Below are 13,427 nucleotides of genomic sequence, written 5' to 3'. Positions count from 1 at the left end.
CGAACCAGGCTCGGTGCCCCATCGGGGCCTGGTCACCGAGCCTGTCGCCTGCTGCCAACCCCTGGAATCCGTTCACAGCAGGTCTGCCAGGATTCTGCGCTGGTAGGCCGTCAGGGGTGGGCGGGTGGCTTCGCGGGCTATTTGGGCGGCTCGGGCGCGGTTGCCCATGCGGGACAGGGCGCGGGCGCACAGGTACGCCACCAGGCCGTGGTCGCGCCCGCCGACCAGGGCGGCCTCCAGCTCGACTGACGCCTCCTCGACGCGGTCCAGGTCGGCCAATGCCAGTGCTCTGGCGGCGATGGTGGCCGGTTCCGTGGGTTCGCGTACCCGGTCCAGGTCTCGTAGGGCCTGGATGGGGGAGCCGAGGTCGGCGAGGATTTCTCCGCGGGCCTGCAATGCGATGGGTCTGTCGCCGTCCGCGGACAGGACGGCTTGGAGGATGGATAGCGCGGCCTGGGGGTTGCCGGTGTGCCATACGGTGATGGCCAGTTCTACCTGGAGGTTGAGGTCGTTCGGTACTCGTCCTACGGCGGATCGCAGTTCGTCTATGGCGTCGTCCGGGCGGCCCTGGTGCAGGATCACGCGTCCGGCGGAGGCCAGTGAGCGGCCTACGGCAGGGGTGTCGCGCAGGCGTTCGTACACCTGGCTGGCCTGTTTGTAGCAGCGCTCGGCCACCTCCCAGTCGCCGCGGGTATGGGCGAGGTTGCCGAGGAACGACTCGATCTCCGCCAGCGTGCGCAGGTCGTCTTCGCCGCAGGCGCGCCTTGCCTTGTCGCCGTGGGTCTCGGCCAGGGTGAGGTTGCCGTCGGCCAGCACCTGTTCGGCCACGCGCAGGTGCTCGGCGGCGCTCACGGGCGGCTGGCCGGAGTCGGGGCGCGGGCGGGCGCCGCCGAAGGCGCGCTGTACCGGCTGAAGCAGCCGGTCGTGCTGCAGTTCGCACCACCGCAGGCCCGAGCGCATCTCGGCCTTGAGCACGTGGCGGTCGATCAGGGCCTTGACCACGCTGTTGGGCATGCCGGTGGTCTGGGTCTCGCCCTCGTACGCGGTGCCGCGGGTGCCGAGTTCGGTGATGAACGTCTCTCGTAGCCAGGCGCTGAGCCGTTCGAGAGGGATCTCGTGGTCGCGCGCGATCTCAGCCAGGGCTTGGTCGAGGAAGTCGCCCAGGGATCGATCGATGTCGGTGTGCCGTTCCACGTATTCCGGGGTGATGACGGTCAGATCGCTCGGGCAGGAGTTCCACAGGGCGGAGCAGACGATCTGGAGCTGCACCGGTTCGATGGTGTCCACGGTGTAGGAGGACGGGGTTCCGATGCCTTGGAGATGGACCGTGCGCAGCTCTCTGACCAGGGTTTCCGCCGCCTGGGGCGCGTAGGAGCGTCCCGTGCCGGCGAGCGGTTTGCTGATCGCGGCCAGCGCCTCCTGTTCGTCGAAGGGGTCCACCACCACCTCCGTGTACTGGCCGGCGTTCATCAGAGGGTTCCCGTGCGCCTTGAGCCTGGCCAGATACTCGTCCCTGATCGACAGGAGAAGGTACAGGTCCTCGTTGTCGGCCAGCGCATCGGCGAGTTGCGCGATAAAGGGATCGCGGAACCCCTGGCGGTGGGGGAAGTCGAAGAAGAGTTCCTCCGCCTGGTCGATGGCGGCCAGGATGGGAATGGGGTCGCCGTATTTGTCGAACCTGGGCCCGCGGCGCCGGAGAAACTGCCGGACGGTGAGCCCGGAAAGCCGCGTGAGCGATTCGCCCGGCGCCCATGACGACAGCAGCGCCACCGTGAACGGATTACGTTCCGGCAGGGCGGCCATCGGAAAGGCGGAGCCGTGGGAGAGCCGCCCGATCGGCAATACATCCACCCGCCTGTCGGCCAGTTCCGGCAGCACGCCCGCCTCAAGCACCGACGTCTTGCCCACTCCCGACTGCCCGTGCAGCATCGTGAACCGGTACGCCTGCCACTTCACGGAGATCTCGTACGCCTTCGCCGCGCGGCCGAAGAATCGCTGCTGGTCGTCCTTCGTATAAGAGCGCAGTCCCACGTACGGCGGGGCGCTCATGACCGATTCCCCATTCGCTCGTCGAGTTCCTCGCAGAACTGGCGCGGGGTGCCCCAATAGACGGAGACCTCCCAGCCGTCGAAATACCGGTCGAGGTATTCCATGGCGCGAAGGGCGGCTCCCGGCTTCACGTTCTCGTTCTCCGGCGTGAGCTGGACACTGACATGACGTCGTCGGCGAATGGCCGGATACCGTCTGATGAGCCCGTGGAACAGCACGCGAAACGTCCATTCCTGAAGGGTGTAACCGAGAAAGAGCAGCGGCCGGTTCGCGACGGCGTCGAGGATGATCGGGGGGATCACGTGCCGGTTGCCCTGCGCGCGGGCCGCTGTCAGGTGGACCAGGAAATCGATGTAGTCGTCCTCGGTCAGCACGATGGATGACGGCAGGCTCACGCTTCCGTGCAGGTGGTAGACCATCGGCCGGTCGGCGTCGGGGCGTATGCCGGCGCCGCGCTCGAAAAGGTTTCTGTCGTACGGCACGCCCTCGTGCCACGGAAATATGGCCGAACTCGGTTCTTTGCCGGAGCCGCGGAGCGCGCGTACCAGGAAGTCGTCGTAGTTGGTGGTCAGGAACACCGGGATGGGGAAGCCGGCGATGGAGGAGTGGATCTCGCCCGGCGCGGTGAAGTCAGGGGGGTCGAGTGCGGTGAGGCGGCGGCTGAGTTCGTGTTTGAGCCCGGAGTCGCCCAGGACGCTGCGGACGTACTGCGTTACCCGGGCGAGGTCGCAGTCGTCGGTGAAGGGGTAGCCGAAGCGGTCCGCCCATTCGCGGCTCAGCTCTCTGCTGGACGGCATGCTGCCGCCGCTGGCCCCCGCACCGATGAACGGCGTGCAGTCACCGGTGCGAAGCTGATCGATCAGCCGGGCCCAGTCGGAGTCCTTCATGGGGGACGACCTGCTCTCCTGGCACGACGAGGGCGTGGAGCACGAGGTATGTCCCCTATTTTTAACTGGCGGTGACGTGGCCGTCGATGCTCTGGCTGAACCCGGAGATCGGCCCCATCGCATCTTCGCCCACCCGCATCAATGCGCGCAGAGCATGGGAAAGTGCTGACTTGTCCAGTTTGTCGAGTTCGACCAGCGACAAGCCACTCACATCGACTAGGCCTGGCTCGGCCTGCTCATCGCTCATTGAAGCCCTTACGATCCGGAACCCTGTCCGCAAAAGGATAACGGCAAATGTGTCCTAGGAGTCGGAAAGGCTAAGCCTCTATTATCGGGTGGACGATCCCCCTCGGAGGCGTGATGTCAGGTTCACGGCCAGAGAAGGTCAGAGCTGGGCGGATTCCCGAGATCTGGGGCAAGATCCCGCCCCGCAACGTCAACTTCACCGGTCGGTCCATCCTGCTGGAGCGGTTGCACGCCGGCCTGTCCACCGAGGTGACCGCCGTGGTCCCGCACGCCCTGCACGGGCTGGGCGGCGTGGGCAAGACACAACTCGCGGTCGAGTACGCCCACCGGTTCCGGTCCGAGTACGACGTGGTCTGGTGGATCCCGGCGGACCAGCCCGTCCTGGTCAAGTCGTCGCTGGCGGGCCTGGCGCCGCACCTGGGGCTGCAGGCCGCGACCAGAAGCGGGGCCGAGGACGCGGCGGACGCGGTGCTCGACGCCCTGCGGCGCGGCGAGCCGTACGACCGATGGCTGTTGGTCTTCGACAACGCCGACCAGCCGGAGGAGATCAGCGACCTCATCCCGCGCGGGCCCGGACAGGTGATCATCACCTCGCGCAACCACCGCTGGCAGGGCATCGTCGACACCGTGCCGGTGGACGTCTTCCGCCGTGAGGAGAGCGTGGAGTTCCTGTCCAGGCGGGCGTCGCTGTCCGACAGTGACGCGGACCGCTTGGCCGAGCAGCTGGGTGATCTTCCTCTCGCGCTGGAACAGGCGGGTGCGCTGCACGTCGAGACCGGCATCTCGGTGGACGACTACCTGCGGCTGCTGAAGGAGCAGACCAGCGCCCTGCTCTCGGAGAGCAAGCCGTCGGAGTACCCGATGCCCATGACCGCCGCCTGGGCGCTCTCGGTGGGGCAGTTGCGCAGCAAGCTTCCCGAGGCCGTCGACGTGCTGCGCTGCTGCGCGTTCTTCGGCCCGGAGCCGATCCCGCGCGACGTCTTCCGCCGGGCCGGCCACCAGGCGTCCGACCTGAGGTTGAGCGGCATCTTCGGTGACACGATCCTGCTGACCAGGGCGATCAGGGAACTGGGCAGGTTCGCGCTGGCGGCCATCGACTCGCAGGCGCGCACGATCCAGGTGCACCGGCTGGTCCAGGCGCTCCTGCGGGACGAACTGGACGAGGACGAACGCAGCCGGTACCGGCACGAAGTGCATCTCCTGCTGGCCGGAGCCGCTCCGAGAACGCCCGACGAGACGGCCAGCTGGCAGCGCTACAACGAGCTGATCGCGCACATCCTGCCTTCACAGGTGGAGGACTGCCCCGATCCGGCGGTGCGGGGCATGGCGCGCGACGTCATCTACTACCTCTACCGGTCGGGCAGCTACCAGTCGGCGCGCTCGTTCGCCGAGCAGTTCGTACGGCGGTGGGCCGAGGTGTCGGGGCCGGACCATCCGGACGTGCTGATCGCCCAGCGCCACCTCGGCGGGATCATCCGCGAGCTGGGCGAATACCGCGCCGCCTACGATCTCGACAGCGCCACGCTGACCAAGATGACCGAGGTTCTGGGTCCCGAGCACCGCGAGACGCTGGTGCTCAGCAGCGGGTTCGCGGCCGACCTGCGGGCCATGGGGGACTGGTCGGCGGCGCAGCAACTGGACGAGAGGCTGCAGTCCCAGCACACGACCGCGTTCGGCGAGCAGGCGGCGGCGACCCTGCAGATCATGAACAACCTGGCCATCGACTACGGGCTCAACGGCGACTACCAGGCGGCCAGGAGCCTGCACGACACCGTGCACCGCAAGCAGAGCGAGAGCGAGGAGCGGATCGGCGAGGCCGACGTCCTCAACAGCTGGAACGGCCTGGCCAGGGCCGTCCGCCTGACGGGCGACTCGCGAGAGGCCGTCGACCTCGGCGAGGACGCCTACGCCTACGGGGTGCAGGAACTCGGCGCCGAGCACCTGTGGACGCTGCGCACGGCCCGCGACCTGTCGATCGCCAAGCGCCGGGCGGGCGACCTCGACGGATCGCTCGAACTCGCCAAGGACGTTCATTCCCGCCTGCAGCGCATCATGGGCGACCACCACCCGGAGACCGTCGCGGCGGCCAGCAACCTGTCCAACGTGCTGCGCGCGACCGGCGACATCGCCGCCGCCTACGCGATCGCCGAGCAGGCGGTCGCGATGTACGAGGCCGTCTACGGTGAGAACCACCCCTACGTGTACGGCTGCGCGACCAACCTCGCGATCCTGCAGCGGCTCCGCGGCGACCCCGAGGCGGCCAGGCGCTCCAACGAGCGGGCGTTGATCGGCCTCGACGAGCGCCTCGGACGTGACCATCACTACGCCCTGACCTGCGCCATCAACCTGGCCAGCGACCATGCGGCGCTGGGCGAGTACGAATCGGCCCGGCAATCGGGCATCGAGACTATGACCAGGCTGCGGCGGATCGTCACGCGCGAGTACCCGCTGCTGCTCGCCTGCCTGACGAATCTGGTCCTCGACACACGCGCCTCCGGCCGGACGGAGGAGGCGGACGCGCTGCACGCCGAGGCCCAGCGAGGCTATGCCGAGGGCATGGGCACCGATCACCCGGACGCCCGGCTGGCCTTGGAGCAGGACGCGCGAATGGACTGCGACTTCGACCCGCCACCCATCTGATCCGGTCTTACGGCCTTGGCGAAGTCGCGATACAGGCTCGCGTGGTCTCTTTGGCGTGCCTTTCCGAGCGCGAGCCTGAACCCCAGGAACAGGACCAGGAATCGCAGCGCCTGTGCGAGAAAAGCGGCGGCCGACAGGAAGAGGGCAATTTCGGGCCACATTGTGCCTCCCTTGTGATGCGTCCTGTATTCAGGGAAGCCGGGCGCGGAGGTGTCCCGCAATGATGCGGATCGATGCCGGAACAGTCTGGACAATCAGGAACACCTCCTTGGGGAAATGCGCCGATAAAGTGGATAATCATGGACGAGTTCGGATAGGCAGGGCCGATGCCAGAAGAGCCCCTCCAGGCGTTCATCGCCGCCATGAGCGAACTACGACGGCAGGTCGGCAGCCCCTCCTACCGCGAACTGCGCCGGCTGAATCCCGAGCGGCTGGCCCCCAGCACCGTGCAGAGCCTGCTGGAAGGTGATCGCAAGCGGCCGCCCTCGTGGCTGCTCGTCGACGCGTACGTCCGCGCCTGCCTCGCCTTCGGGCGCGAGAACGGGCTGGGGCTCGCAGACGACGAGGAAGCGTGCGTACGGGGGTGGCTGGACCGGCACCGGAGCGTCTCCGCGACCATGAGCAGGACGGGGGAGCAGGAGGACCTGCCGCGGATTCTCGGGGGCGGTTCGCCGCCGGTCAGGGGTCATTTCTCCGGCCGCACCAGCCTGCTGGCCGATCTGGACGCCGCGATGGTCGCGCAGACCGACTGGCCGGTGTGCCTGGTCGGGCCCGGTGGCCATGGCAAGACCCAGCTCGCCTCCGAATACATCCATCGGCATTCGTCCAGGTACATGGCCGTCTGGTGGGTCAGGGCCGAGCAGCCGAGCCTGATCAGGACCGATCTGGCCTCTCTCGGCAGGCGGCTGGACGAGGGCATCGGCGAGGCGGAGATCGTCTCCAGGACGCTGAAGATGCTGCGAGAGGACTCCCGCTGGAGCCCGTGGCTGCTCATCTTCGACAACGCCGGGCACCCGGAGAGCGTGGGGTCGTTCCTGCCGCGTTCCGGGCCGGGGCACGTGCTCATCACCTCGCGCGAGCCCGCCTGGGAAGAGGTCGCGGTGCCCATCGAGGTGGGCGTGTTCGAGCGGGAGGACAGTGTCGAACTGCTCACGCGCCGCGTGCCCGGCATGTCCGTCGAGGAGGCCGGGCAGGTGGCGGGGGAACTGGAGGACATGCCGCTGGGCCTCGTACAGGCGATCACGTACATCAAGGGCTCCGGCCTGGCGCCCGGGGCCTACCTGGCGCGGTTGCACGAACAGCCCGGCCGCATGCTGGACAAGCATCCGCCGGTCGACTACGGGCGCGGCCTGGCCTCGGCATGGGATCTCGGGTTCGAGACGCTCAGGCAGACCTGCCCGGAGGGACTCCACCTGCTGCGGTGCTGCGCGTTCCTCCGGCCGGAGTCGATCTCGCGCGGCCTGCTTCGCCAGGGGTCGCTGCCGCTGCCGGGCGAGTCGGCCGCGGTGTTCCAGGATCCCGTGCTGGCCGACAACGCGATCAGGGCGCTCACCCGCTACGGGTTCGTCCGGCTGGCCAGCCGGGGCACGATCCAGGTGCACCGCCTGCTCCAGTCGACGGTGAAGGAGCGCATGACCGTCCAGGAACAGGAGCGGGTACGGCACGACGTCCACCGGCTGCTGGCCGGATCCGACTGCGGAGACCCGGAGAACCGGGCGAACTTCCCCAGATACGCCGAACTGGCCGGACACGCCGAGGCGTCGTCCCTGGCCGACTCGGCGGACGAGGGCGTCCTGGGTTTCGTCGCCCGGCTGATCACGTACTTCCGGGCGATCAACGACGGCGAGAGCGCCGAACGCTACAGCGGCGTCGCCCCCGAACCCGGTACGCACCCCGCCGTTCCCGGCGATACGGCCCCGCCGCCGTCGCCCGCCCCCTCCTCGGCCCGCAGGGCGCTGATGGCCAGGGAGATGGAGAGCGACGACTGGGCCAGGCTCGTCTACCAGGTGACCACCGGCGACTGCACGCCGATCGTCGGCGCCGACATCTCCTGGGAGAAGGCCGCCCGGATCCGGGCGATGAGCTGGGAGTGGGCCAGCCGGCTCGGCTACCCGTTCGCGGACGCGTGGAACTTCGAGTCGATCCTCGACTACGCGGTGACGCTGCCGGACCAGGCGGCCATGGCCGAGGAGATCCTGACCGGACTCCGGGCGACGTGGGAGCAGCGTGAGGAAGAGGACCCGCACGCGTTTCTCGCGAAGGTGCCCGCCACGTCCTATCTGACCACCAGCTACCATGACCAGCTCACCCAGTCGCTGGCCCGCGCGGGCAGGGAACCGGTCATGAAGGTGCTGCCGTGGCGCCCGGAACTGTCCACGGCCGAGCCCGTGATCGCGCCCACCCCCGAGCGGCCCCTGGTCTGCCACCTGGCCGGATCGTACGACCAGCCGGGCTCGCTGGTGTTGTCCCAGACCGACCGCATGAGGTGCCTGCGGGTCGAGTACGACAGAGGGTCGGCCGACATCGTCGGGGCGCTGGTGACCAACCCGTTCCTGATGATCGGCTACAACCCGCGGTCGTCGGCGTTCGACCTGCTGATGTCCCTCCTGTCAGGTGTTTCCACCCCCAGGAGGAACATCGTCATGGTGCTGTACGATCCGGGCCCCGGCGGGATGGAGGAGGCCGCCAGAAACTACCACCTGGCCCGGATCGCCCGGCTGAACATGCGCGCCGCCGTCTTCTGGGGAGACGCCCGCGACTTCATCCAGGAACTGTCACGCCGCCTGGAGTCGACGGCGTGACCGTTCCATTACGCTCCTCCCACGTCTGCCGGTGGGCCGCCGCGTCCTGGTGCGCCTTCTCCACGGCCTCGGCGGAGACCTCCTCGTCCCTCCAGGCGTCCAGCGTCGCGGCCATCCGGGCGACGAACCGCTCGCCGGGCGGGGTCAGGAACCCGCTCTCGGCGATCACCCGGGTGGCCCCTTCCGCGGCCTCCCGCCACCGGTAGAACTCGGCGCTCGCGGCGAGCGCGCCCGCCCCCTGCTCGTGGCGGCGCTGCCTGCGCCAGAATCCGCTGACGCCGACGTAGGCGTACGCTCCCTGGAAGAGGCCGCCCAGCGGGCGGGGATCATTGCGCCAGGGCGCGTAGTAGCGCCGGCCGGCCGACGGCCTGAGCAGGGGGATCACGTCGAGCAGCGCCGCCAGCTTGCCGTGCTGGACCTCGTGCGCGAACGTCAGGGCCAGCGTCGTCGCGTCGGGCGGCGTGGACAGCGCGACGCAGCCGAACGCCTCACGGGAACTGCCGCTGATCTGGTCACCGGGGATGTGCGTCAGGGGCGTCAGCACCCGCGTGGCCACGGACACCTCCTCCGCGACGGTCCGGTGATGGGTCAGCAGCAGGTCCCATGCCCGCCGCAGCGCCTCCTGCCAGACGATCAGCTCGTCGGCGGACAGCCGGTCGGCGGCGAGCCTGGCGCCGGGCATCCGGTACGGGTCGAGGTCGTCGACGCAGAGCCGGAGTGTTCTGCCCTGGGCCTCGGCTTCCAGGTAGCGCATCGCCTGCCAGCCGGGGGCGTCGCGGTGGGGGTCATCGGGGATGCGTACCGTGCCGGCGCCGACCACCTGCGCCGGTCCGCCGCGGACCCGTCGTACCGTCACAAGAGGATCGTCGAGTACGGCGCGGCCGAGCGACGGCAGCACGAGACCGCCCGCCTCCGTGGGCAGCTCGACCTCGAAGTCCATGCCGGAACGGACCGCGGCGGCGGCGGCAACCGCCGCGAGGCGGGCGGCGGAGTGCCCGCCGGAGCCCGTCACCCGCGCGTGGTAGGTGCGCCAGGCCCAGGCGCCGACCGCGGGATGGCGGAGCACGGCCTGCGCCGCTTCCGGCCGGTGCCGCTGGGCCTCGCCCAGCAGCCGGTACGCCCGCGCGGCGCCGTCGGCCAGACCGGCGACGAGCAGCAGGTGCTTGCTGTACTGGGCGTCGGACAGGAGCCGGGCCGCCCGCGCGCCCCCTTCGCCCGCGCCCAGCGCCAGGAAGTGCTCGTCCGGGATGACATGGTGCTTGAGGTTCATCAGCGGCCTTCCATCAAAGTGGCGACGTCGCGCTGGACTCTGCCGCGAACATGGGTGATCAGGCGGAACAGGTCGGCGCAGTACACCGAGCGATTGCCGAAGCCGTTGGCCGGGTCGTAGCGGTGCGCGTAGAGCCCGCCGCCGCAGACCGACACGATCGGGCAGCCCCGGCACTCCTGCGCCAGGGCGTCGGCGCCGAGCTGACGGGCCATGACGGCCGGATGCCGCAGCACGGCGTCGAAGGTGTCGCGGGCGACGTGGAAACCGGTGGCGGGAGCGCCGGGATAGGCGGATTTGAGGGTGTCGGACTGCTCGACGCCGCCGTCGGTCTCGATCACCGCCATCCGGGCCGGGCCGAGTCCGAGGGACTCGCTGGATGACGTTCCGCCCATGAGCAGGTGCAGGATGTCGGCGAAAAGCCGTACTTCGGTCTCCTGCCGCGGGGCGTCGTACCATCGGTCGAAGATCGGGATCAGCCAGTCCGCGTACGGCGTCGCGCCGCCTTCGGCGGGCAGGCCGGGTGGTGGCTCGGCCCAGTTGCCGTGCGGCAGCAGGAAGTCGATCCTGGGCGGCTCGGACTTGAGCAGGGCCTCGTAGGTGGCGATCGGGTCGTTGTCGAGGTCGACGGTGCAGAGCAGGCCGGCGTACAGGTGCGGGTAGCGCTCGGAGAGCAGCCCGAGCGCGGCGGACACGGTCGCGTGGCTGCCGCGTCCGTCGCGCCGCCGCCGGTGCCGGTCATGATCGTCGGCGCCGCCGTCCAGGCTGACGCCGACGCGGATCCCGAGGTCGTCGAAGAGTTTCAGGTAGGCCTCGTCGAGACGCATCCCGTTCGTCTGCAGGCTGACGTTGAGCCGGACCTCCGGCCCCAGAGCCTGCCGGACGGAGCGCACGGCGTGGGCGATGTGATCGGCACCGGCCAGCAGCGGCTCCCCGCCGTGCAGGATCAGGTGGACGGAGGGCAGCCGGTGCGCGTGCGCGTGCTCAGCGATCCGGGAAGCCGTGTGTGCGATGACGTCTTTCGAAATCCGACGCGGCTGCTCTTTCCAGCTCTGGTCGGCCATTTCGTAGACATAACAATAATCGCACCTCAAGTCACATCTACTATGTATTTTTAGGACGAACTGACACAAAGGCCACGGCGCCGTGACCTGGGGCTTTACACCGCCCGGCCAGTCTCCATTCGAGGATGACACGTGGCCGAACCTTACCCCTGTACCACTTTGGACGCATCGAAAAACACAGTCGTCAGGTACGGCGGCGCGGCGTCCTTCGCGGATACGACCTGGCCGTCTCCGCCAGCCGGGTGGCGTGCTCGGCCTGCCTGCGCCAATGGCCGTACGCGTCGCCGCGCTGGGCCAGGCGGTCGAGCTCGGTCATCGTGGATATCGGGATGAACGCGGGCTCGGCGTCGCGCCACGGCGTGCCCGGCAGCGGCATGAACGTGTGCGTGTGGATGCGGGCGCCCATTCCGGCCAGATCCGCGGCCAGCTTCAGGGAGTCGGACTGGTCGGCCGCCGACTCGCCCGGCATGCCGAAGATGAAGTCGACGTTGGGGCGGAAGCCGTACTCCATGGCGATTCGCACCGCGGCGCGCACGGGCTCCACGCCGTGGCCGCGGCCGGAGGCGTCGAGGACGCGGTCGGAGCCCGACTGGGCGCCGATGATGATGTTGTCGTTGGCCACGTACCGCTTCAGCAGGCGCATCGCCTCCGGCGTCACGTGCTCGGGGCGGATCTCGGAGGGGAAGCTGCCGAAGAAGACGCGGCCGTGGGCCGGCAGCTCGGAGCGGACGCCGTCCAGGAGCTCTTCGACGCGGTCCAGGTCGGGGTCCGGGCCGGGCGCGCCGTACGAGAGGGAGGTGGGGGTGATGAAGCGCACGTCCTTCAGGCCGTGCGCGGTCATCAGCCGGACGTGCTCGCGCACCGACTCCACGGACCGGTGGCGGAACTGCGCGCCGAACATGAACGGCGTCTGGCAGAAGCGGCAGCCGCGGGTGATCTCGATGGGGCCGAAGTTGCGCCGCCGGTCGGGGAAGGACGGGTAGGCGTCCAGCGGGAGCTGCGGGGCCGGGCGGGTGCGCAGGGCCACGCCGTCGTGGTCGCGCAGGGCCAGGCCGGGGACCTCGCGCAGCGGAGAGTCCGCGCGCAGCGCCGCCACCAGCGCCACGATCGTGGACTCGCCCTCGCCGATCGCCGCCAGGTCCCATCCGGCGTCGATGACCTGCTGCGGCTCGGCGGTGGCGTGAACCCCGCCCGCGATGTGGAGAGCGCGCGAGTCGTCGCCCAGCGCGCGCACCTCCGCGAGCTCGGCGGCCATCGCCTCGGCGTCGGGGGAGTAGAACGACCACAGGACCAGCACCCGCTCGCCGCCGCTCGCCGCGACCAGCGCCGCCGTCTCCGCCGCGGACGCGCCGAAGTGGATCTCGCACTCCGCCCCCGCACGCTCGAGCGCGGCCAGCAGCGCGTGCACGCCGTAGGTCACCGCCTTGCGGTAACGCACGACCACGCTCACTCGGTACGGCATGCAGGCCAGGCTACGCGGTTGACCCTCACGTAGCGTGAGGCCGCAGACTTCTGACATGAGCTACTCGGTCGGCCAGGTCGCCAGGCTCGCCGGTGTCACCGTGCGCGCGCTCCACCACTACGACGAGATCGGGCTGCTCAGCCCGGGTGAGCGCACGGCGGCGGGCTACCGCAGGTACACCGAGTCCGACCTGGACCGGCTCCAGCAGGTGTTGTTCTACCGCGAGCTCGGGTTCCCCCTGGAGGAGATCGCGGTCATCCTCGACCGGCCGGACGCGAGCGCGATGACGCACCTGCGGCGCCAGCACGAACTGCTCGTGCGGCGCATCGACCGGCTCAAGAACTTGACCGCGGCCATCGAGAAGGAGATGGAGGCACGGACGATGGGCATCAACCTGACGCCCGAGGAGCGTTTCGAGGTGTTCGGGGACTTCCGCCCCGAGGACCACGCCGAGGAGGCGGAGCGGCGCTGGGGCGGCGGCACGGCCTACGAGCAGTCCCGCACGCGCATGGCGAACATGACGAAGGCCGACTGGGTGAAGTTCACCGAGGAGGGCGGGGCCGTGGCCCGTGCGCTGGCCGAGGCGTACCAGGCGGGCGCGCCCGCCGACGGCCCGCGGGCCATGGACCTGGCCGAGGAACACCGGCAGCACCTCACCCGCTGGTGCTACGACTGCACCTTCGAGATCCACCGCGGACTCGGCGACATGTACGTGGCCGACCCTCGGTTCGCGGCCAACTACGAGCCACTGGCCGAGGGACTGACCCAGTACATCAGGGACGCCATCCACGCCAACGCGGCGCGGCACGAGTCCGAACCTTTGCCTGACCTGTGACGACGGCTGCTGTCTGACGCTTGGCGTATGCCACGGTGTGCCAGCCGAGGCCCGAGAATGCCGCCGCTCGCGGAATGATCTTGATGTCCTTGGCAGCCGCTCCGTGCGTGGGTGGGGCCAAGTGACGGCGTCTGGCGCAGCTCGTCAGGAAGAGCCGGCGCGCGGCGATGCGGCCG

General features: G+C 69.5%; 9 protein-coding genes. 3 read left to right on the top strand and 6 right to left on the bottom strand.

Annotated features, from left to right (window positions below; translation table 11 throughout):
- Window positions 1-72: 72 nt before the first annotated feature.
- The 3 genes from ACFWY5_RS12305 to fxsA form a co-directional block, all read right to left on the bottom strand.
- Window positions 73-2,049 carry a tetratricopeptide repeat protein gene (locus ACFWY5_RS12305; RefSeq protein WP_379631763.1) on the bottom strand — a complete coding sequence of 659 codons (1,977 nt, stop codon included), beginning with the start codon at window positions 2,047-2,049 and terminating at the stop codon, window positions 73-75.
- Window positions 2,046-2,936, bottom strand: a complete 891-nt coding sequence (locus tag ACFWY5_RS12300) for an SIR2 family protein (protein WP_379631761.1) — start codon at window positions 2,934-2,936, stop codon at window positions 2,046-2,048. Before ACFWY5_RS12300 ends, ACFWY5_RS12305 begins: the two co-directional genes overlap by 4 nt.
- Before the next feature lie 61 nt (window positions 2,937-2,997).
- Entirely contained in the window at window positions 2,998-3,183 is a 186-nt protein-coding gene (gene fxsA / locus ACFWY5_RS12295) for an FxSxx-COOH cyclophane-containing RiPP peptide (protein WP_379615475.1), read from the bottom strand.
- Between the two features lie 113 nt (window positions 3,184-3,296).
- Between fxsA and fxsT (ACFWY5_RS12290) the strand changes: the two genes are divergently transcribed.
- Window positions 3,297-5,822 carry an FxSxx-COOH system tetratricopeptide repeat protein gene (gene fxsT, locus ACFWY5_RS12290; RefSeq protein ID WP_379631759.1) on the top strand — a complete coding sequence of 842 codons (2,526 nt, stop codon included), beginning with the start codon at window positions 3,297-3,299 and terminating at the stop codon, window positions 5,820-5,822.
- A 326-nt stretch (window positions 5,823-6,148) separates the two neighbouring features.
- Entirely contained in the window at window positions 6,149-8,623 is a 2,475-nt protein-coding gene (gene fxsT, locus ACFWY5_RS12285; RefSeq protein WP_379631756.1) for an FxSxx-COOH system tetratricopeptide repeat protein, read from the top strand.
- On the opposite strand, the gene ACFWY5_RS12280 is transcribed toward fxsT (ACFWY5_RS12285), so the two are convergent.
- The 3 genes from ACFWY5_RS12280 to ACFWY5_RS12270 are packed head-to-tail and all read right to left on the bottom strand — an operon-like array spanning window position 8,583 to window position 12,416.
- Window positions 8,583-9,893: an HEXXH motif domain-containing protein gene (locus ACFWY5_RS12280; RefSeq protein ID WP_379631754.1), complete on the bottom strand. Its 1,311-nt coding sequence runs from the start codon at window positions 9,891-9,893 to the stop codon at window positions 8,583-8,585. The two genes, fxsT (ACFWY5_RS12285) and ACFWY5_RS12280, sit on opposite strands and share 41 nt — an antisense overlap.
- Complete coding sequence (locus tag ACFWY5_RS12275) at window positions 9,893-11,086, bottom strand: FxsB family cyclophane-forming radical SAM/SPASM peptide maturase (RefSeq protein ID WP_379615467.1); 1,194 nt, start codon at window positions 11,084-11,086, stop codon at window positions 9,893-9,895. The genes ACFWY5_RS12280 and ACFWY5_RS12275 overlap by 1 nt, the downstream gene beginning before the upstream one ends.
- A gap of 52 nt (window positions 11,087-11,138) precedes the next feature.
- Window positions 11,139-12,416: a TIGR04013 family B12-binding domain/radical SAM domain-containing protein gene (locus ACFWY5_RS12270; protein WP_379631752.1), complete on the bottom strand. Its 1,278-nt coding sequence runs from the start codon at window positions 12,414-12,416 to the stop codon at window positions 11,139-11,141.
- Window positions 12,417-12,471: 55 nt separating this feature from the next.
- Between ACFWY5_RS12270 and ACFWY5_RS12265 the strand changes: the two genes are divergently transcribed.
- A complete protein-coding gene (locus tag ACFWY5_RS12265) occupies window positions 12,472-13,251 on the top strand; it encodes a MerR family transcriptional regulator (protein WP_379631750.1) in 780 nt (259 codons plus the stop codon).
- Window positions 13,252-13,427 lie beyond the last annotated feature (176 nt).

It is taken from the genome of Nonomuraea sp. NPDC059007 (assembly GCF_042740555.1).
Taxonomy (GTDB): Bacteria; Actinomycetota; Actinomycetes; order Streptosporangiales; family Streptosporangiaceae; genus Nonomuraea.
Note: the sequence above shows the minus strand (reverse complement) of the source record. Positions and strands in the feature narration are given on the sequence as shown.

Coding starts and splice junctions, on each gene's coding strand:
- ACFWY5_RS12305 (WP_379631763.1), bottom strand. CDS start 2,049: ATGAGCGCCCCGCCGTACGTGGGACTGCGCTCTTATACGAAGGACGAC.
- ACFWY5_RS12300 (WP_379631761.1), bottom strand. CDS start 2,936: ATGAAGGACTCCGACTGGGCCCGGCTGATCGATCAGCTTCGCACCGGT.
- fxsA (WP_379615475.1), bottom strand. CDS start 3,183: ATGAGCGATGAGCAGGCCGAGCCAGGCCTAGTCGATGTGAGTGGCTTG.
- fxsT (WP_379631759.1), top strand. CDS start 3,297: ATGTCAGGTTCACGGCCAGAGAAGGTCAGAGCTGGGCGGATTCCCGAG.
- fxsT (WP_379631756.1), top strand. CDS start 6,149: ATGCCAGAAGAGCCCCTCCAGGCGTTCATCGCCGCCATGAGCGAACTA.
- ACFWY5_RS12280 (WP_379631754.1), bottom strand. CDS start 9,893: ATGAACCTCAAGCACCATGTCATCCCGGACGAGCACTTCCTGGCGCTG.
- ACFWY5_RS12270 (WP_379631752.1), bottom strand. CDS start 12,416: ATGCCGTACCGAGTGAGCGTGGTCGTGCGTTACCGCAAGGCGGTGACC.
- ACFWY5_RS12265 (WP_379631750.1), top strand. CDS start 12,472: ATGAGCTACTCGGTCGGCCAGGTCGCCAGGCTCGCCGGTGTCACCGTG.